At 44.1% G+C, this 20371-nt stretch carries 19 protein-coding genes and 1 pseudogene; 11 read left to right on the top strand and 9 right to left on the bottom strand.

The window, feature by feature from the left end; genetic code table 11:
* Window positions 1–12: 12 nt before the first annotated feature.
* Window positions 13–651, bottom strand: a complete 639-nt coding sequence (locus FTU50_RS11850; RefSeq protein WP_104483770.1) for a hypothetical protein — start codon at window positions 649–651, stop codon at window positions 13–15.
* 390 nt (window positions 652–1041) lie between these two features.
* Here FTU50_RS11850 and tssH point away from each other — a divergent pair, with 390 nt between their 5' ends.
* The 6 genes from tssH to FTU50_RS11820 are packed head-to-tail and all read left to right on the top strand — an operon-like array spanning window position 1042 to window position 8662.
* Window positions 1042–3720 (top strand): type VI secretion system ATPase TssH, encoded by a 2679-nt coding sequence (gene tssH / locus FTU50_RS11845; RefSeq protein ID WP_180061539.1) that lies wholly within the window; start codon window positions 1042–1044, stop codon window positions 3718–3720.
* A 19-nt stretch (window positions 3721–3739) separates the two neighbouring features.
* Complete coding sequence (tssA, locus tag FTU50_RS11840) at window positions 3740–4855, top strand: type VI secretion system protein TssA (protein ID WP_104484624.1); 1116 nt, start codon at window positions 3740–3742, stop codon at window positions 4853–4855.
* A 5-nt stretch (window positions 4856–4860) separates the two neighbouring features.
* Entirely contained in the window at window positions 4861–6225 is a 1365-nt protein-coding gene (tssK, locus tag FTU50_RS11835; protein ID WP_005177795.1) for a type VI secretion system baseplate subunit TssK, read from the top strand.
* Between the two features lie 12 nt (window positions 6226–6237).
* A complete protein-coding gene (icmH, locus tag FTU50_RS11830; protein WP_005177793.1) occupies window positions 6238–7044 on the top strand; it encodes a type IVB secretion system protein IcmH/DotU in 807 nt (268 codons plus the stop codon).
* Between the two features lie 14 nt (window positions 7045–7058).
* A complete protein-coding gene (locus FTU50_RS11825) occupies window positions 7059–7703 on the top strand; it encodes a hypothetical protein (protein ID WP_180061540.1) in 645 nt (214 codons plus the stop codon).
* On the top strand, window positions 7700–8662 hold the full coding sequence (locus FTU50_RS11820; protein WP_180061541.1) for a M15 family metallopeptidase: 963 nt from the start codon (window positions 7700–7702) through the stop codon (window positions 8660–8662). Before FTU50_RS11825 ends, FTU50_RS11820 begins: the two co-directional genes overlap by 4 nt.
* A 13-nt stretch (window positions 8663–8675) precedes the next feature.
* On the opposite strand, the gene FTU50_RS11815 is transcribed toward FTU50_RS11820, so the two are convergent.
* From FTU50_RS11815 to FTU50_RS11790, 6 genes are all read right to left on the bottom strand, one after another.
* On the bottom strand, window positions 8676–9440 hold the full coding sequence (locus FTU50_RS11815) for an alpha/beta fold hydrolase (RefSeq protein WP_180061542.1): 765 nt from the start codon (window positions 9438–9440) through the stop codon (window positions 8676–8678).
* Window positions 9441–9581: 141 nt separating this feature from the next.
* On the bottom strand, window positions 9582–10457 hold the full coding sequence (locus FTU50_RS11810; protein WP_005177784.1) for an MBL fold metallo-hydrolase: 876 nt from the start codon (window positions 10455–10457) through the stop codon (window positions 9582–9584).
* Window positions 10454–10876 (bottom strand): DUF6691 family protein, encoded by a 423-nt coding sequence (locus FTU50_RS11805; protein WP_005177782.1) that lies wholly within the window; start codon window positions 10874–10876, stop codon window positions 10454–10456. Before FTU50_RS11805 ends, FTU50_RS11810 begins: the two co-directional genes overlap by 4 nt.
* A 1-nt stretch (window position 10877) precedes the next feature.
* Complete coding sequence (locus FTU50_RS11800; protein WP_168416527.1) at window positions 10878–11294, bottom strand: YeeE/YedE family protein; 417 nt, start codon at window positions 11292–11294, stop codon at window positions 10878–10880.
* 498 nt (window positions 11295–11792) lie between these two features.
* Window positions 11793–12539, bottom strand: coding sequence for a zeta toxin (locus FTU50_RS11795; protein ID WP_180062702.1), 747 nt, complete (start codon window positions 12537–12539; stop codon window positions 11793–11795).
* 3 nt (window positions 12540–12542) lie between these two features.
* On the bottom strand, window positions 12543–12800 hold the full coding sequence (locus FTU50_RS11790; RefSeq protein WP_005177774.1) for a hypothetical protein: 258 nt from the start codon (window positions 12798–12800) through the stop codon (window positions 12543–12545).
* Window positions 12801–13861: 1061 nt separating this feature from the next.
* Here FTU50_RS11790 and aroQ point away from each other — a divergent pair.
* Genes aroQ through accC form a run of 3 tightly spaced genes read left to right on the top strand, consistent with a single transcriptional unit; the run spans window position 13862 to window position 16138 of the window.
* Entirely contained in the window at window positions 13862–14317 is a 456-nt protein-coding gene (gene aroQ / locus FTU50_RS11785; RefSeq protein WP_005177772.1) for a type II 3-dehydroquinate dehydratase, read from the top strand.
* A gap of 16 nt (window positions 14318–14333) precedes the next feature.
* On the top strand, window positions 14334–14756 hold the full coding sequence (accB, locus tag FTU50_RS11780) for an acetyl-CoA carboxylase biotin carboxyl carrier protein (RefSeq protein WP_005177770.1): 423 nt from the start codon (window positions 14334–14336) through the stop codon (window positions 14754–14756).
* A gap of 17 nt (window positions 14757–14773) precedes the next feature.
* A complete protein-coding gene (accC, locus tag FTU50_RS11775) occupies window positions 14774–16138 on the top strand; it encodes an acetyl-CoA carboxylase biotin carboxylase subunit (RefSeq protein ID WP_180062701.1) in 1365 nt (454 codons plus the stop codon).
* Window positions 16139–16203: 65 nt separating this feature from the next.
* Here the strand turns inward: accC and FTU50_RS11770 are convergent, their stop codons facing one another.
* Window positions 16204–16695, bottom strand: coding sequence for a hypothetical protein (locus FTU50_RS11770; protein WP_034597534.1), 492 nt, complete (start codon window positions 16693–16695; stop codon window positions 16204–16206).
* A 197-nt stretch (window positions 16696–16892) separates the two neighbouring features.
* Between FTU50_RS11770 and FTU50_RS11765 the strand changes: the two genes are divergently transcribed.
* Window positions 16893–18380 carry an amidase gene (locus FTU50_RS11765; RefSeq protein WP_180062700.1) on the top strand — a complete coding sequence of 496 codons (1488 nt, stop codon included), beginning with the start codon at window positions 16893–16895 and terminating at the stop codon, window positions 18378–18380.
* A gap of 48 nt (window positions 18381–18428) precedes the next feature.
* Here FTU50_RS11765 and FTU50_RS11760 read toward each other — a convergent pair whose 3' ends face one another.
* Entirely contained in the window at window positions 18429–19589 is a 1161-nt protein-coding gene (locus FTU50_RS11760) for an MFS transporter (protein WP_005177761.1), read from the bottom strand.
* Between the two features lie 494 nt (window positions 19590–20083).
* Here FTU50_RS11760 and FTU50_RS11755 point away from each other — a divergent pair.
* A pseudogene (locus FTU50_RS11755) lies at window positions 20084–20244 on the top strand (cytochrome b); the annotation flags it as partial.
* Window positions 20245–20371: the final 127 nt, after the last annotated feature.

Genomic DNA, 20371 nt, shown 5'->3' with positions numbered 1-20371 from the left:
GATCCTGTTTTATTATTTTCGTAGCGATTCAAATGGATTATTTGAAGCCGCTGGTTTTGCTGCCGGAGCAGTTGTTCTTGTTGCAGTTGCTGCCTTGGTCGATGCGGTACGTGTGGTTTTAGCACGACTTGCATTACTGCTTGCTTTACGTGCTGCAGCACGTTGGGCTGCAGCTTTTTTGGCAAGCGATGCATTGGTAATGGCCTTGGCAGAACTGGTATCCGGAGCAGGCACTGAAGCGCGGATAGTATCCGATAATTCCTTGGCCGCTGGATAGGTCACTTCGTCAGATAAAAAGCGCATTTGCTCGGTACGCATATAGTTTAAGGCATTTTTGGCAATCGAAACGCCTGCTAAAAAGTGCGCATCAGTCAGGTCTGGATGGCGTACGCCCTGGTTTTCCAGCTGTTCTACCAGCTGCAGGGTCTTCATATTTTTACCAAGTTCCTGAAAACGTTTTGCGGCTTGAACTTGCAGTTCTTGTTTCACCTCTTGATTTTTTTTATTTTCTTTGGCACACACTTGCTGATAAATCCCCAACAATGCCTGATCAGTTTCTCCCTTAACCAGCGGATAATCCTTGATACAGCCTCGTTTTAGCTCAATCTGCTCATCTGCATAAGCAATTGGGGTGGCACAAAGTGTCGCCATTAGGGGAAAAAGAAGAATACTTTTTTTCAAAACGAGCCTCTAATTTCTAAATTCATTTATAGTGAATGGGTGTATTTGAAAACTGAACACGAACAATTTTTATCAAAAAAAAACATCGCGCAAATTTAACAAAAAATAAACTTCTGGCGTCAAGACAAATTCTGCCAACTATCGACAATAATTGTCATATTTTTGTTTCAGGTAAAATTATTTTTGTCTTATTTGTTTTCATTTTTGAAAAAATTTTAGGTAGAATACTACAACCCTAATATTTATATCAATACAAGTTATTGATATGTAAGTAAAATTTATTTTATTTACTGAAAACGATGTTCAGCCCATGGTCGCTACTTTAACCCATTTGGACTGGAATTATAACTAGAGCGTGTTATGAATAATTTAAAAATTTTGATTAATAAACTATCAAGTCATGCCAGAACAGCCTTAGAAAAGTCTGCCAATGCCTGTATTAATCAGCAGAACTACGAAATTGAAATAGAACACTTTTTCCTAGAATTATTAACCCAAGACCATAAAAATGACCTGAGTCTCCTTCTCGATAAATATAAAATTTTAAAAGATGATCTCATTCATGATTTAAAAGAAAGTGTCAGTCACCTGCCAAAGGGTAATTCTCGTACACCTATCTTTGCAAAATCTATCATTCGTCTGTTAGAGCAAGCCTGGTTATTAGCCTCGGCCGAGCAAAATCCGCAAATTCGTAGCGGTCACTTACTGGTTGCTTTGCTAACCGCACCTGATCTTTATCAGATTGCAGTGCGTGCTTCGAGCCTGTTTGACCTGTTCCCAATTGACACCATGAAGCACAAATTCTTAGATGTATGTGTCAAAAGTGTCGAAAATGAAAACGCTACTGTCCCGGAAACGGCTGAAACTGAAAGCGTCACAGCTATCGAGCCTGCACCAAATAGCAAAAAAACACCTGCGCTGGATCAATACACCATTAACCTGACTGAAAAAGCCAGAACGGGCGCAATTGATCCGGTGATTGGCCGTGAATTTGAAATCCGTCTGATGCTGGACATTTTAATGCGTCGCCGTCAGAACAATCCGATTTTAACGGGTGAACCGGGTGTCGGAAAAACTGCGGTGGTAGAAGGTTTGGCACTTAAAATTGCCAATAACCAGGTACCCGATGCGCTGAAGAACGTGCATCTGCATGTGCTGGATATGGGCCTGTTACAGGCTGGTGCCAGTGTTAAAGGTGAATTTGAAAACCGCTTAAAACAGGTGATTCAGGAAGTTCAGGCTTCGACTCATCCGATTATCCTGTTTATTGATGAAGCGCATACCTTAATTGGTGCTGGTGGTCAGGCCGGTCAAAATGATGCCGCCAACCTGCTGAAACCAGCACTGGCTCGTGGTGAGTTACGTACTATCGCGGCCACCACTTGGGCCGAATATAAACAGTATTTTGAAAAAGATGCCGCGCTCAGCCGCCGTTTCCAGGTGGTCAAAGTTGAAGAGCCAACTGAAGAAGTCGCAATTGATATGCTGCGCGCCATGATTCCGGTGATGGCCAATCACTTTAAGCTGAATATTGATGATGAAGCAATTGTCACGGCTGTGCATGCCTCACATCGTTATATCAGTGGTCGCCAGCTCCCGGATAAAGCGATTAGTGTATTAGATACCGCCGCTGCACGTGTGGCGCTGACTCAAAATGCCCAGCCGGTGAAACTCGATCAGTTACAGGCGCAGCTGCACAATTTAACACTTGAACGCGAAATTGTTGAAAAAGAACATGCACACTTCCCGATTCATCATGAACGTTTAGACGGTTTAAATCAGAAAATTACTGCTCTTGAGCAGGAAATTGCCGATACACAACAGCAATGGCAACAAGAACTGGAACTGGTTCAGCAGATTCAGACGCTAGAACAGCAGACCGAAGCCGATGAAAACAGCCAGACCCAGATGCAGCAGTTACGCAGCCAGTTGCAGCAACTGCAAGGTCAACATCCGCTGGTATTTGAACGCGTCAATGCCCAGATTATTAATGAAATTATCTCGGACTGGACCGGTATTCCTGTCGGAAAAATGATTAATGATGAAATCAAGCAGGTTCTGACCTTAGAAGATAAACTTTCTGAGCGTGTTATGGGGCAAGACTATGCCCTGCATCAACTGGTGCAAGGTATTAAAACCTCAAAAGCCAAGTTGGAAGATCCAAACAAACCGCAAGGCGTGTTCCTGCTGGTCGGCCCAAGTGGGGTTGGTAAAACTGAAACTGCCCTGGCCTTGGCCAATGAGTTATACGGTGGTGAATCGCATCTGATTACCATCAACATGTCGGAATATCAGGAAGCGCATACGGTTTCATCTTTAAAAGGTGCGCCGCCGGGTTATGTGGGTTATGGTCAAGGCGGTGTGCTGACGGAAGCCGTACGTCGTAATCCGTATAGCGTGGTCCTGCTCGATGAAATTGAAAAAGCGCATAGTGATGTGCAGGAACTGTTCTATCAGGTGTTTGATAAAGGCATGCTCGAAGATGGTGAAGGTCGCCTGATTGACTTTAAAAATACCACCATCCTGCTGACCTCTAACGCCGGTTCCGGCGCCATCATGCAAAGTTGCCTGCCGCTGCCGGTAGATGAATGGCCAAGCGCAGAACAGCTGATTGAAAAGCTGAAACCAAGTTTGTACAAGCAGTTCAAACCGGCCTTTTTAGGACGTATGCGGATTGTGCCGTATTACCCATTGCATGATGATTTACTGGTGCAAATTATCCAGCACAAACTCGGTAAAATTACCGCGCGTCTGGAACAGCAGTACCAGACCAAAGTCAGCTATTCCGACGATTTAATTGAATTACTGCTGAGTCGCTGTACCGAAGTCGATAGTGGTGCACGTAATGTCGACAATATTCTGAATTCTTCGGTGCTTCCGGCCTTGGCGACAGAAATCCTGATGGCACTGGCCGAGCAAAAAATTCCGCAACTGATTCATATTGATGTCAAAGACGATGAAATCATCTATCAGCTCGATCCGGAACAAAAAACGGCCAAAAAACGAAGCAGTAAAAAAGCAAAGATGACTGAAGCGTGATCAAGGATTCAGAACAGCAATGAACCTCAACCTCGATGTATTGTTACACCCCATTTCGGCTGAACAGCCTTGCGGAGAAGATTATTCTTTTTCCAATGAGTTTCATGCCATTAAAAAGGCCAAAACTCAGGATGATCCGCTTCTCGATCAGGGCGATTGGGTCTCCGAACCCAAACAGGCCGACTGGGGTTTTGTACATAGCAAATCGACTGAATTACTGGAAAGTAAAACCAAGGATATCCGTTTATATGGCTGGCTGCTGGAAGCATGGAGCAATTTGTATGGCTTTGAGGGCATTGCTCAGGCTATTCAACTCAGCCATCGAAGCTTGAATGAATACTGGTTGCAGCTGCATCCGGAAATTGAAGATGATGATCTGGATCAGCGTATTGGTTTATTGCAAGGTTTGATTAACCAGATTCCGGTGCTGATTAAAACCGTGCCGATTGTGACTGCACCTCACTTGAGCCTGCGTGATTATGACAATTTTCTGTATCAGGACAATTTGCGTCGCAAGCAAAGTGAAGATTCATCTGATCAAGCAGCCACGCCACAGCTGGAGCAGTTTGATCAGGCGCTGTTGAATACCTCGAAGTCGCTGCAATACCAGAATTACCAGCACTTTCTGGACATTTTGCAGCAGTGGTCAAGTTTAAAAGAAGTACTGGATCAATTAATGGGCCTGGATGCGCCAAGTTTTGCCGCCATTGACTCACAGCTTGATTCGATTCATTCCACGCTTAAAAAATTATATAAAACAGATGCCTTTGCCGCGCAGACTCTGGTTGAAGCACCTGAACAGAATAACATTGTGACTGCTGATGCCATTAATACTACAGCAGCCCCTGCCATAGCGATGCCCATCATGAATTCACCGACCGGTTTTCAACCGCAACCTCAAAACCATCTGGCCAACCGTGAACAGGCAATGCAGGTTTTACAGGAAATTGCCGATTATTTTCAGGCCAATGAACCCCATAGCCCGGTCAGCTACATGCTGCAAAAAACTATTAAATGGAGTCAGATGCCGCTGCATGAATGGCTGACTCAGGTAATTAAAAATGACAACCCACTTGAAAATATTCAGGAATTACTGGGTGTGCAAAGCTCTAATGAAACAAATAGTGATTGGTAAGTGCCATGTTTAAAGCAGATAAAATTCTTTGGGGCGAAGGCTTGTTTTTACGCCCGCAACATTTTCAGTTGCAAGACAGCTATCATGAACAGCGCCTGAACCATACTGTTCGTTCCACTATTCCATTTGCTTATGGCGTGCAATCTATAAAGTTTGATGAAGCTCAGCTAAATACCCATGTGCTGGCTTTAGAAAGTATTGAAATGCTGTGGCAAGATGGAGAAATCTATCAGGCGCCAGCACGTGATTTACTGCCTGAACCGGTACAGCTGGATGATCTGAATCTGCGTGGTGAAATGCTGGTTTATCTAGCGCTACCGATTGTACAGCCAAATAAAAATAATGTGGTGTTTGAATCTGGCGCTCAACCGGGCCGTTACCATTCACATCTCACTCAAACCCATGATTTATTCACCGACGCTACCCCGGCAGATATTACCCTGCTGAAACGCCGTGCCGAATTTAAACTGCTGGATGCCCAGTTTGAACCAAATCATGAAATGGATGGCTTTATCTATTTGCCGGTGGCCAAAATCAAACGCCACAGTTCCGGCCATTTCGAGTTTGAGCGCAAATTTATTCCACCAATTTTACATATTGAATCGAGCGACAGCTTGCTGCAAGGCCTGCGCCGTACCTTGAATGTGATTAAAGCCAAAATCAAAACCATTCAAACCAATAACCGGGAAAATGAACAAAAACTGATTGAATTCCGTTCTGGCGATATTGTTTCGTTCTGGCTGGTGAATGCCTTAAATACTGCACATGCGACTTTAAGTCATGTTCTGCAATATCCTCAGATTCATCCGGAACGTCTATTTTTTGAATTATTACGTTTAACCGGTTCTTTGCTGACCTTCTCGACGGCCTATGAAGTCGATCAGTTGCCGCGTTATAAGCATCATCAGCTACAGGACAGTTTTGAACAGCTGGATGTCATTCTGAGAGAATTGCTGGATACCATTATTTCCAGCCGTTATATCAGCATCGCCCTGAAAGAAATCCGTCCGTCTTATTGGGTCGGCAGTCTGGAATCCGACAAGATTACTCGCGATACCCGTCTGTATATTGCCGTGTCCAGCTCGATGATGCAGGCGCATGAACTGATCCAGATTGTGCCACTGCGTTTTAAAGTCGGTAATACGGTTGATGTTGAACAGCGCGTGATGGCTGCCTTACCGGCTATTCCAATTCATCACCTGATGCAGGTTCCGACCGCTATTCCGGTACGTTCCGGAGTGAGCTATTTTGAAATTGAGCCGAATAATGACCTGTATCAACGCATGCTCGACTCGGAATCGATCTGTATCTATGTGCCGGCCGGCTTCCAGGATCTTTCTATTGAACTTATTGCTGTCATGAACGGTTAAGGACATTTTTTCATGAATACTCCACATCATGCACCTTCCTTATTTGATGATGGTCAGATTGGTACTGGTCTGACCCCACCACAGGTCAACCCGAAAATTAGCAATAGTGCCAATCTGGTCGATTTACTTCATGACGGCTTCTATATTGTGTTCTTGATCAAGAACCAGTATGTGCCAGGCAATGTTGAAGCATTCCGTGAAAAAATCATGGATATGCTGAACCGCTTTGAAACCCAGGCAAAAAAACTGCAGTTTTCAGCCGATGATATTCACGATGCCAAATATGCGTATTGTGCCTTGCTGGATGAAACCATTGTGACCCAGCAGGACCCGCAATTTTTTGATTTGCAGAATCACTGGCTGATTAATCCCCTACAACTCAATCTGTTCGGTTCGCAGCTGGCCGGCTATCGCTTTTTTGAAATGCTGGAACAGCTCAGAAGTCGTGGCAAAGAACGTCTGGCGGCTTTAGAGGTTTATCATTACTGCATGCTGCTGGGCTTTCAGGGCAAATATCGTATTGAGTCGATGGAAGCGCTGAACCATATTGTGGCGCGTGTTGGCGATGAAATTGATTATCTGAAAGGCAAGAAAACCGCGTTTTCGCCTTTTGCCGCCTTACCGGATCAGATCAAACATATTATTCACCGTGAATTACCTTTTTTCTGGATTTTGCTGTTCTTAGCCCTTTTTGCCTTATTGTCCTTTGCCGGCCTGCGTTACATGCTGTCCAACCAGAATAATAGCGCAATGAGCCAATATCAAAACGTGATTACTGCACCAACGGAACAGGCGCATATCACCATTCATTTACCATAAAATTTAGATAAAACATGGCAAACGAAAAACAAACTTCATTACGGATTTTACAAAGTAACAAGCCAAAATCGCCGTCGCCACTTTTATATAGTCTGGGCGGTTTTGTGGCGGGGGTCGTGGTCACCGGTTTAGCCGGTTATGCCTATTTTTATGCAGGCCAGCCATCGACAACACTAGCAGAGTCCACTCAGGCAATGGCCGCGCCAGCGGTTACTCCATCGGAACTGCCGGCAGAACTGGAAGAATTAAAAAACCAGATGACCGATCACTCTAGTAGTTTTGAAGAACTCGAAGATGTGCAGACTGAACATCCGGTTGAATTTCAGCAACCCAATGATGGTGATTTAAGTAAAATCTTTGCCCATCAACCAGCAAAAGTTGCTGCCCAGCCTGCGCCAAATCAAGCGCGTGTAGCTCCGAACTTTCCGCAAGACATGGCCAGTACTCCTGCGGCGACAGCAAAACAGCCGCCTGCACCAAAACCAGCTCCAGCACCAGCCAAAGCTGTTCCTGCTAAACCGGCTGCACCGGTCGTGGTACCAATGGCCGCCGTAGAACCAGAAGAAACACCACAGGCCAGTGTCCAAATTTCGGTCATCCGTAAACCGGTAGAAAAAGTTGAAACTGTAAGCGTACAGGACACTGCTATTCATCCATGATTGCGGTTATTTTTATTGCCTTTGTGCTTGTTGCCTGCAGTTTGGCACTGCTATTGTCTTATGAACTGCGGGCCAAGGTATTATCCGGTTTTCAGTCACTTATTCCCAACAGCAAAAAACAGTTGAGCTCGGTGAAAAGTCTGGCTCAACAGTTTAATCATGCGGCTGCAGCAGAACAGACTCAAACCCATTGGCATATTCAGCAATGGTGGATTCTGATTGCCGGATTTTTTCTGTTTTCCAGCATCATCCTGTTTGCCTTTACCCGCCCGATTAGCGCCACCAAAATTGAAGCTGACTATTTAAGAGAAGTCGATCCTCAAGTTTATGCCCTGCTTGAAGGTGAAATGCTGTCGCCACCACCTGAAGTAGAAGAAGCACTGGTTGAAGCCGCCGTGGTTGAGGCCATGCAACTGGAAAATCAGTGGGCGGCTGTGCCGGCAGATCAGCATAGTTATGATCCAGCGGTGGAAGATTTACATGCTCATTCTCATGTCAATCCATCAATTGTGAGCGCTGACCGAAAGTGGCATAAGATGAATCCGCGTTATAAACAGCGCCTGCTGATGGTGTTTAAAATCATGAAAGAACGCCACGGCTATGAGCTGGTGCTATTGGAGGGTTATCGTAGTCCGGAGCGACAAAACTCGCTGTCCAAAAATAAAAACACCACCCGTGCCCGTGGTTATCAAAGCTATCATCAATTTGGTTTAGCCGCCGATGTGGCCTTTAAACGCAATGGCAAAGTGGTGATTTCCGAGCGTGACCCGTGGGCAATGCGCGGTTATGAACTGTATGGCGAAGTGGCGGAGTCGGTTGGTCTGACCTGGGGTGGCCGCTGGAAATCCATTAAAGATTATGGTCATACCGAATACCGGATGCCAGGCTTAAAGAAAACCCGGGAAATGGCGGAAAAGCTGACCTCGGAAGGTCAGCTGATGGCCAATGCACTTGATTAAAACAATACCGGGCTTATGCAGATAAAAACTGCTGGATTTTATCAACCACTTCAGCAGTTTTCTCTGCATGCAGCCAATGGCCAGCATTTTCAACAGTTTCAATGCTGGCCTGACTGAACTGCTGTTCAATGGCAGCATAGTGTTCCGGTTTAGATAAATACGGAGAGGCGCCGCCACGAATAAATAAACTTGGCACATCCACCTGAACTGGCTGCCAAGATAAAATTTTCGAATAAGATGCATAAAGCGCATCGACATTAAATAACCACTGCCCTTTACTAAACGATTTCATCAGAAACTGAATCACCGCATCTTCACGCAAATGCTGCTGCATAATCTGGGTGGCATCCTGGCGCGATTCTACTTGTGCTTTTTTGACAGCAAATAGCGCATCAAACACCTGATCATGATGATTTTCCTGATAGGCAAATGGTGTCATGTCCAGCACCACCAGTTTTTCCACTCGCTCTGGTGCAAGGTCAGCCAGTTGCATGGCAATTTTTCCACCCATGGAATGGCCAATCACGATAAATTTTTGTACCTGAATCGCATCCAGGGTTTCCAGTACATCTTGCGCCATCTCGGTATAGCTCATGCTCTGGCAATGTTCCGATTTTCCGTGGTTACGCACATCAATCTGAATGACCGGATAACGTTCCTGTAACGCACGTGCCAGCATACCTAAATTACTCAAGCTGCCAAATAAACCATGAATAAGAACAACCGGAATGTCGGTGCTTGATAGATGTTGTTGTGAAGTCTGGAAATTGAGCAGCATTTTTGATTCCTTGAATGCATCGGTTTTGGCTATCTCGATATTATAGGATAAGTGTTTTATTAAAATTGTATTTTTGCTTAGGCTATTTTGTATCGGTTCAAAAATATCGGCCAGTTGCACGAAAGCATTGGCCGATCCAGTTTATTTGTTGAAATAATTGAGTGGCAGTTTCAGATAGCGCGTGCCATTGGCTTCCGGTTCAGGGAAATGTCCGGCCACCATATTGATCTGAATGGCAGGCAGAATCAGTTTTGGCATCGATAAACCGGCATCACGGCGATTACGCATTTCTACAAACTCAGCTTTTTGCGTACCATCGTGAATATGGATATTCTCGGCTTTTTGCTGCTGGATACTGGTTTCGTGTATAAAGACCTCACGCCCTTCAGGTAGATAGTCATGGCATAAAAATACCCGTGTCTGTGCTGGCAACTTATACAGTTTTTGCACAGAATCAAACAGTTGCTCTGCACTACCCTTCGGGAAATCGCAGCGTGCAGTACCATAATCCGGCATAAACAAGGTATCGCCGACAAAGACTGCATCACCAATCACATAGCTTAAACAGGCCGGTGTATGCCCTGGTGTTGGAATATTGTAGGCCGTTAATTCACCAATACTGAATTGCTCATGATCATCAAACAGATAATCAAAGGCTTGATGCGCATTGAGATACTTTAAATCCAGATTATAAATACGGCCAAAAGTATCCTGCACTACAATAATCTTATTGCTGATGGCAATTTTCCCACCGAGCTTTTCTTTTAAATACTGGGCTGCGGTCAGATGATCTGCATGCACATGGGTTTCTAAAATCCATTCAACGCTTAGGCTATTTTGCTGAATATAGCTAATAATTGCATCGGCACCTTCAGTCGAGGTAGATGCTGAAGCCGCATCATAATTCAAGACGCTATCAATAATTGCACATTGCTGCGTGGCTGGATCGGTCACTACATAGCTGAATGTATTGGTCTCTTTGTCAAAAAAATGTTGTACAACTGGCGTAGCGGTCATGATTTTTTCCCTAAAAGTCGATGATGGAGATACATGCCATACATCATCGCAGCAATAAAGTACAGCGCCTGATAATAGCCCAAACCAATTAACGTAAAGCTAGGTGCAGGACAAATGCCGGCAATTCCCCAGCCAATCCCAAACAAAGCGCTGCCGATAATCAGTTTAGAATCTAGCTGATTTTGCCGCGGTAACTCAATGGCCTCATGATACACCGTCTTAGGTTCGGCCTGACGTACTGCCTTTTGAAACGGAATAAAAGCCACGGCGATGGCACCCATCATCACAAAAGCCAGACTGGCATCCCAATCCCCAAAAATATCCAGAAAACCTAGTACTTTTTCCGGATTGGACATACCCGAAATCATCAGGCCCAATGAAAATAATCCGCCAAATAGAAACGCCCAGATATTTTTCATTTTAGAATGCTCCTGTGATATGGCGGATGACATACACTGTCAATACGCCCGTCAGCATAAAGGTCAAGGTCGCTACCATCGAACGTTTGGATAAACGGCTGATTCCACAAATACCATGACCACTGGTACAACCCGAACCTAAACGGGTCCCAAAACCAACCAAAATACCGGCCACCACCATCATAAGTGGACTAGCCTCAAGTTCAATCTGTGGCTGCTGCCAGATTCCATAAATAAACGGCGTAACAAACAGTCCCAATAAAAACCACAGCGCCGGTGTTTTAAATATGGTGCTTGGCTGCATCACCTGAGCCAGCAAACCACTAATCCCTGCGATTCGTCCGTTCACATATAAATAGCCGACCACGGCGGCCCCTAATAAAAGACCACCTAAAAACGCAATCAGGAAATCATGCATCGCCATACACCCAAAACATTATATGTTTTTATAATATATAAAATATCAATAAATAGCTATCCTTTCTTACAAAGAGCTAATCATCTCCCCCCTTTCCTTTATTCTGGCTTTTGCGCTGTCATTTGAGGATTAAGGAGAGTATTGCTTAGGCTATTTCTAGATTATAAGAATAAGAATGAAGGGCTTAAAAATAAAGGAAGTAAAAAAAAAGCTTCCAGCGACTAGAGGCTTAGCGCGGCCAGCACATCTCTAAAAACAGGACTTGGATAAAGCCTGTTTTCGCTCATCAATCCGAATAACATGTTGTAAATGGAAAACAGTTTGCTAGAAAAATCATGTGAATTAATTAGCTGATCTTGATAGTTGGGCAAATCCCCCGAATATATCCTCGGGGAATTTTGTACTTCGGCAGAATATTATGTAGTTTGGCTTTAATTTCTTGGCGTTTTAAAGCTGCTGATCAGAAATAGAGATGAGTACCCATCCAAGTGAACTGACTTACTCAAAAGCATTTAAAACTTTCTCTACAAACCACTCTGGCAACACCTGCGCCTCGGGATTTATTTTTAACAGCTCGGCATTTTCAATCTCGGCCAGAAAAGATGCGGCTTGACCATCCGTCGAGTTATCAAAAAAGTAGATTCGATCTGTGGCATCCACCGCCTGCATTAATAAATCCATACTGCGGTAGTAACGCTGTTTAATCTTTTGTTCAGGCACGCCATGCCCGCCCTTCTCTACGCGATACTGCACCCGCGCAATATTAATCAGCGGATCAACCGTGGAAACATAGTACAGATAGGTTTTAAATCCGTGGCGTTTTGCCTCATGTAAAAATTCCGCTTTGGAAATATGCGACATCACTGTTTCAAAGGTAAAACTCACCTTTAAACGTAAAAATTCCAGGCGAATATAATCAATAATACGCGCGCATAAATAGGAATCGATTTCTGCAGGATCAAACTGTACGCAGCTTGCACTGATTAACACCGGTGGCTGACGTAATAAAGGCACCCATGTATTTGCCTGCGGTCGTTGTTTTTGTTCTAGAAAGGAAATTAAAGCAGCTGCATTCAATGCCCGATGATAATGGTCCAAATGCAAAACTGCAGAGTGTTTAAGCTGATATTCGAGTTCATCTGCATTTAAATATGCCCCAATATGATGGGGCAACAAATATTCCTTAATGGTACTTTTTCCTGAACCATTCGGACCTGCAAACATCCTGATGCGGGGTTGTGGCATAAATTAGTGAACGGTCTGTAATTTCTTTTTACGTGTCAAGGTTTTTGGAAGATGCTGCGCACTACGATAAGCCGCAGATACATCCTTCATTACGCTTTCCTGACCATTCGGCTGGCGCTGTACCAGTTGCTGATCTTTCACATACACCACAGTTGAAGACGCACATGCCTGCTTAAAAGCATCACGGAATGCGTGAATCGCCAGTTTTGGAATCATATCATCCTCCACCTTGCCTGCTTTCATAATCGTATAAGCTGTCATTGGACAACTCCTGTTCACACTGTGTGTAATGTCTTTATCTTAGCACATCAGGGCTATTTGTCTATTTATACAGCATTTCGCCGATACAAGGTTGTCAGAGGCTGAATTAGATAGATCTGTCTTACTTAGGCTAAATTAAGATATTTGTCGCTTTCAAGAAGATTTCCCCTTAATAAAGCAATCCTGTTATTTTTTAATTCTAAAATCAAAGCTCTACTGACTGAACACATTCAGGCAATACGTGAACTATCAAATTTTGCCAACCTTGCCTGAATACCTTTCGTACAGAAAGACACGAAACTGTCTTTTTCAATGAAAGAATTGGTCAATGACTTCCTGAAAATAAATCCAACACTTTTGAATCCACTCTACTCTAATTCTCTTCACAATGACTGTTCATAATCAGGATTGCTCATCTCTTGTTAGCGTCTTAACTTATTCCCATACACCCTCTATCTGAAAGATCAGCCCAACTATTAAGCACATGCTAAACTGATCTAAACAGCACGCTAATGACTGATCGAATTACTATAGCCCAAGCACAAAATAAAGATAAATATTTGTAATTAAATAATAAATAAAGATATCAACACGGTAGTTTAAAGCCAGATAAAACAGAATCTATAGCGGCAACCTCTCAGCAGATATATTGAATGGTATAAATTTTAAAACGCGGCCAATTCAATATAGAAATCAGGAGGAGGATAAAAACTCCCCAAATTCAGGGATAGCATTCCGGGGGAAATCCAGAGATAAAACTGGATGCACATGTAGGCCATCTACTTGGGCTTAAACTCATCAAACTATTTTGCAGCAAACCTGTGAATGGTTTTGGTCAACTCTCATTACAATGTAAAAAACCGTAATTTCGTGCAAATTTGGAATCTTTTAACATTGTGAATTGTATGCAAAGTTTGCATGATATAGCCATATTTTGCGACATGCTTTTCACGTAAATTTAAAGAAATTATAAAAAAAATGTGGAATTTCATGCCATAATAAGCAAACTTTGCAGACATCTTGCAAAGACTATTTGCAACTTATTAATTGGAGCAGGCTGGATGAGTTCAACCATTTTGGTTATTCATGGACCGAATTTAAATTTGCTAGGAAAGCGAGAACCTGAGGTTTATGGACACCTTACCCTTGAGGATATAAATCAGCAGCTCATGACACAAGCGCAAAATGCATCATTTTCGCTAGAAACTTTCCAGAGTAACTGGGAAGGTGCCATTGTCGACCGAATTCATCAGGCAGGTCAAGAAGGCGTTCAGTTCATCATTATTAATCCTGCGGCCCTGACTCATACCTCAGTCGCAGTACGTGATGCGCTTCTTGGCGTTGCCATCCCGTTTATTGAAGTTCATCTGTCTAACGTGCATGCACGTGAAGCATTTAGACATCATTCATATTTGTCCGATAAAGCTGTAGGCGTGATCTGCGGATTGGGTGCAAAAGGCTATGCTGCTGCACTTGACTACGTTATCGAAAAAATTCAACTCACTTCGCAATCTTAATTAGGAATACTGTCTCATGGATATCCGTAAAATCAAGAAACTCATCGACCTGATGATTGAATCTGACTTACAAGCGATTGAAGTTAAAGAAGGCGATCAGGCGATTGCGCTTACTCGTCGCAGTCCAGTAGTAGCGGCAGCAGTTCCAGCAATGCCTGCTCCAGCAGCAGATCTGCCATCAGCACCGAAATCTTCTCCACGTGGCGCAGTTGAAACTTCTCCAATGGTTGGCGTGTTCTACGCAGCACCAAGCCCAGGTGAAGCACCTTTTGTGAAAATCGGTCAAACCGTTTCTGCAGGTGAAACCTTAGGTATTATCGAAGCCATGAAAATCATGAACCCGATTGAAGCAACTCAAAGCGGCGTGATTGAAGAAATTCTAGTTAAAAATGGTGAAGTGATTCAGTTTGGTCAACCACTCTTCCGCTACCGCGCTTAAGACCACGGGGACTCACAATGTTGCAAAAAGTTTTAATTGCAAACCGTGGTGAGATTGCGCTTCGCATCACCCGGGCCTGCAAAACTTTAGGAATCAAAACTGTCGGTATCTATTCCGATGCCGATAAAGACCTGATGCATTTACGTTTCTGTGATGAAGCCGTGTGTATCGGTCCGGGCGCGAGCAGCGACAGTTATCTGAATATTCCTGCGATTATTACCGCAGCAGAAATTACCGGTGCTGATGCCATTCACCCGGGTTATGGTTTCCTGTCTGAAAATGCGGAATTTGCCGAAATTGTAGAAAGCTCAGGCTTTATCTTTATTGGTCCGCGTCCAGAACACATCCGCTTAATGGGGAACAAGGTTTCTGCCATTACCGCCATGCGTAAAGCCGGCGTACCGACGGTACCAGGTTCTGCCCATGCAGTAACACCACAAAATGCCCTGGCTGAAGCCAAAGAAATCGGCTTTCCGCTGATTGTCAAAGCAGCTGCCGGTGGTGGTGGTCGTGGTATGCGTATTGTTGAACGTGTCGATACCCTGCTGGAATCGGTACAAGCGGCGCAGCGTGATGCGGAAATGTGGTTTGGTGATGATACGGTCTATATGGAACGTTTCCTGCAAAAGCCTCGTCACGTTGAAGTGCAAGTACTGGGCGATGGTAACGGCCATGCCATCCATCTGTATGACCGTGACTGCTCTTTACAGCGTCGCCATCAAAAAGTTCTGGAAGAAGCACCAGCACCAAACCTGCCAGAGCAAGCACGTGCAGATATTTTAGAAGCCTGTGTCAACGCCTGTAAGATGATGCAGTATCGCGGTGCCGGTACTTTCGAGTTCCTGTTTGAAGATGGCGAGTTCTTCTTTATCGAGATGAACACCCGTGTTCAGGTAGAACACCCGGTAACTGAAATGGTCACAGGTATTGATATTATTGAACAACAACTGCGCGTTGCCGGTGGTTTAGGCCTCGACATTCAGCAGGAAGATGTTCAGGTGAAAGGTCATGCCATTGAATGCCGTATCAATGCGGAAGATCCATCAACCTTCCTACCATCACCAGGCAAGATTGAAAACTTCTACGCGTCTGGTGGTGCCGGTATCCGCTTAGATTCACATATCTATCCGGGCTATAGCATTCCGCCTTATTACGACTCGATGATCGCTAAACTGATTGCGCATGGTAAAGACCGTAGCACCAGTATTGCGCGCATGCGTCAGGCGCTGGATGAAATGATTTTGACCGGTGTGAAAACCAATATTCCATTACATAAAGATCTGATCTTGCAAGATGAAAACTTCTGCAAACAGGCAATGGATATTCACTACCTGGAAAAGCATTTGTTAAAGCAGCTTGATGGTGCCAACAAGGAAGCCTAAGCGTTTCCTTGTGAAAATAAAAAAACCGCTGATTTCAGCGGTTTTTTTATGGCTGAATTTCAGCTTTAAGGCAAAACACGGCGCAAAGTGGCAAAGCACTGTTCGGCTTTTTCATTACTACAGAAATGAATAGTATGCGGGTTTTTCCATTGCACAAAATATTGTGAAATCTCCCCGGTCTGATCTTCCTGATAACCGGAACAATCGACCTCATTATTGTCATATTTAATTTGCATGATTAAGGCAGGTAAACTGCTGGCCGGATCTTCTGCCGGCTGATAGTCATAGATGCCAGACGACCATTCCTGACCGCTTTTGATAATGACATCGTTATCACCCCGAAAATTATAATATTCAATACATTTGCGGTTATTTGGAATTTCCATGCCCCACAATCCCACAATTTCAGGACGGGTAATGACACGAACGGTATTGGCATTGACAGGCGCTTTTGCAGCGGTTGCGGCAGCACTATTTGTTGTTGTCGTTTTTGTTTCATTGGCCATCACGGCAGTGCAACATACTAACATTAAACTGGTGAGATAAAGTTTTTTCATACATTGATTCAATGATATAAAGTACCCGCTAACGTTAGCATATTTTTTGCAATAAACTTAGTGCATAAACATAACTCAACAATTTTTTTAAGCCCCAAAATCGCTAATTTTTACTGTTTAAATTTTAATCTCGCCTTGCAACTTTGCGTAAAATCTCTTACAACAGTTTCTGACAATTTATATTTTCAGGATTGAAAATGAAGTTACAAGAATATTTAAAATATGATGGTCTGGGGCTGGCCAAATTAGTGGCAAAAAAAGAAATTCAGGCATCGGAACTGCTGGAACTGGCCATACAACGTGCCGAACAAACTAAAAGCCTGAATGCAATTATTATTCCGATGCATGAACATGCCCAGCAACGCGTACAAGGACCATTGTCTGGTCCATTTGCTGGGGTACCCTTTCTGGTCAAAGACCTGTTTCAGGAATATGCGGGCTACCCAACTTCTTATGGCTGTCAAGGCTTAAAAAGAATGGGCTATATTCCCGAAACAAACGCTGAAATTGTCAATCGTTGGGAACAGGCCGGAATTGTGACTTTTGGCCGTACCAACACTCCTGAATTCGGAATCAAAGGCATTACCGAACCGGATGCTTGGGGCAGCTGTAAAAACCCGTGGCATTTAAAACATAATAGTGGCGGCTCATCGGGTGGTTCTGCGGCTGCTGTGGCCGCCGGTATTGTGCCACTGGCCGGTGCCGGCGATGGCGGTGGCTCGATTCGTATTCCTGCCTCTTATTGCGGCTTGTTCGGTTTAAAGCCGAGTCGTGGCCGTACCCCATGGGGACCATCCATGAGTGAAGCCATGCACGGCGCTGCCATTCAGCATGTGATGACGCGCAGTGTCCGGGATAGCGCTGCCATGCTTGATGCAACCCACGGCGAAGAACACAGCTCTTTATTTAAGATTCAGCGCCCGGAAGGTCAATATCTGCAGCTGATGCAACAAGCACCGAAAAAACTGAAAATTGCGTTTAGCACCCACTCTCCTATTGGTACCGCTGTATCTAAAGATGCTATTCAGGCCATTGAGCACACTGTAAAACTCTTAACCAGCCTTGGGCATGAAGTAATTGAAGATCAGCCAGCTATTGATGGCATGCAACTAGCCAAAGATTTTATTACCACCTGGTTTAGCCAGTTCTCTTATATGCTGAGTCAGATTCGCGCGCAGTATCCTTCACGCAATGATGATTTTGAACTGGATTCACTGGCGCTGGCCGCATTTGGCGCCAAAACCTCTGCGCTGGATTATATTCATAACCTGAATAACTGGGGCGTTTATACCACGCAAATGAACCAGTTCTTTGACCGTTATGATTTATATCTGACCCCAGCCACAGCCTCGGTAGCTCCCCAGAATGGCGAAGTTAAAACCCCAGCCTGGCAAAAACCGGTGTTAAAAGCCTTGTTGAAAGTCGGACAGGCGCATCTGTTAACCCAAGGCAAACTGGTCGATCAGATTGTACGGGAAAACCTGAAATGGGTGCCTTTTACCCAGCTGGCCAATATTACCGGCTTACCGGCGATGTCTGTGCCACTGTACTGGAATAAACAGCACTTGCCTTTAGGTTCTCAGTTTATTGCACCTTTTGCTCGTGAAGATGTATTACTACAACTGGCTGCACAACTGGAACAGGCTCAGCCGTGGTTCCCGCAATATCAGCACATCAAAATTTAAAGACTTGAATAGCCTGATTCAACAGCCGGTCGATATGACCGGCTTTTTCTACGCCTGTTTTTGTAGCTGTTTCGGTAAACCAAAGACCAGTAACAAACCCAGTAATGTAGATAAGCCAGCCCAGATAAAGACCGTTTGCCCTGAAAAAATATCCCAATAATAACCAGCCAAAATACTTCCCAACGCCACACCCATACCCCACATAGTGCTATAGATAGCTTGCCCTCGTCCTTGCTGACCCAAGCTGAAATTCTGAAAAATCACCCGCATCGCAATCACATGGAATAAGCCAAAACTAAAGGCATGGATGGTCTGGGCAAAAAACTGGGCGATAAAACTGTCAGGTACCAAACCAACAACAATCCAGCGTAAACCGGTCAGCAGCAAACAGGCCATCACCAGCGTTCGCCATGACCAGCGCGACAAGAAAAAGGTTGCATAAGCAAACATGATAATTTCTGCAATCACGCCTACTGACCACAACAAACCAATTATTGAAGTACTAAAACCAGCCTGACTCAGATAATTGCTATAAAAACTGTAAAACGGCGCATGCGAAAATAGCAGAATAAACTCAATGAGGAAAAAACAGGCCACCACAGGTCGTTTTAACACCGGCCACAAAGGTTCCAGCTGTTTTTGGGAACTAGGTGCAGCGCTGGGTTCTTTAATGCTAAAAGACCAGATAAATGCCAGAAACGCGATACATAGCAACAATACTGGCAGCATGGAGATTGGAATAATTTCCAGCAACGCGCCGATACCAAATACCGCAACAATAAAACCGACCGATCCCCATTTACGCACCTTGCCATACAGCTGTTCACGTTGATCGCCCAGCCAGAATAAGGTCACTCCTTCAAACTGGGCCAAAATGGCATTCTGGAAAAAGCTGAAAATCAGCATCAACAATGCCACTGACTGAAAACTATTCGGAATGATAAACAGCATGAACCAGATACAGGCTTCCATCCAGGTGGCAATACGCACCAGCAACATACGTTTACCGGATTTATCGGCAATCCAGCCCCAAATAAAAGGCGCAAAAAACCGGGTGATAATTGCAATGGAAGACAGAATCCCGATTTCCTGATAATTAAAGCCCTGATCTTCCAGATACAGGCTCCAAAACGGCATGAAGGTTCCAACAATGGCGTAGTAAAAGAAGTAGAAACCGCCGAGCCGTGTACTGATTGCAAGTGATCGCATTAGCCGCCCAATCCTTGCATGTTAAATCTGTGATGGAACTTTATGAGTGCATTGGGTTGCATGTATTTTCCTTTGCTTGCAGTTGAGGATACTGCTGAGAAACTCTGCCGAATTTCAGTATTTTAGCACTTGCTTTGTGACGCAACTCAACAGATTGAAAAAAGAAATCCTTAAGATGAGATCAGATGCAGATCATTTAATATGCAGCCAGAAGCCCCTTATCTTTCGTGATCACTGATCATCTGGGCGATTTAACTCAATAAATCGTCTAGTAGCGCAATCTATTACAAGCTTCTTATCGAAGCCTAGAATTGACCAATGGGCGCTATTAAGATTGTTTATATAAGTCACAAATTTTTTCGTTTGTCATATCACCCGTCATCGAATGAATGTGTGATCACCCCAAATCTGGAACGCTACGTTGCATTTGTCCGGTTTCCGAGCAAACAAGAACAGATTAGGATAAAACGGATCTTTTTATCCTCTGCTAGAATATGAATAACACATCACTCTACTACACCCGCACCGCTCAGGTCTTGCACTGGCTTATGGCGATTATTTTTATTGCGGCCTGGATTATTGTTTTTATAGCGGTAACTTTTTGAGTTATGAGGCAGATGGCAGCTTTAAAGGCGATGTCATTAAACTGCATAAAATGTGTGATTCATAGACATCATTTCAATATAATTGGTGTCTATGAACAGAGAAATTCAACAAAGACTCGTATGGGTTAAATTATTTGAAGAGACCAATGATGCTGGCCTAGTCTGTCGGAGATGTGG

This window comes from Acinetobacter sp. YH12112, from assembly GCF_013418945.1.
GTDB classification, from domain to species: Bacteria; Pseudomonadota; Gammaproteobacteria; order Pseudomonadales; family Moraxellaceae; genus Acinetobacter; species Acinetobacter indicus.
Note: the sequence above shows the minus strand (reverse complement) of the source record. Positions and strands in the feature narration are given on the sequence as shown.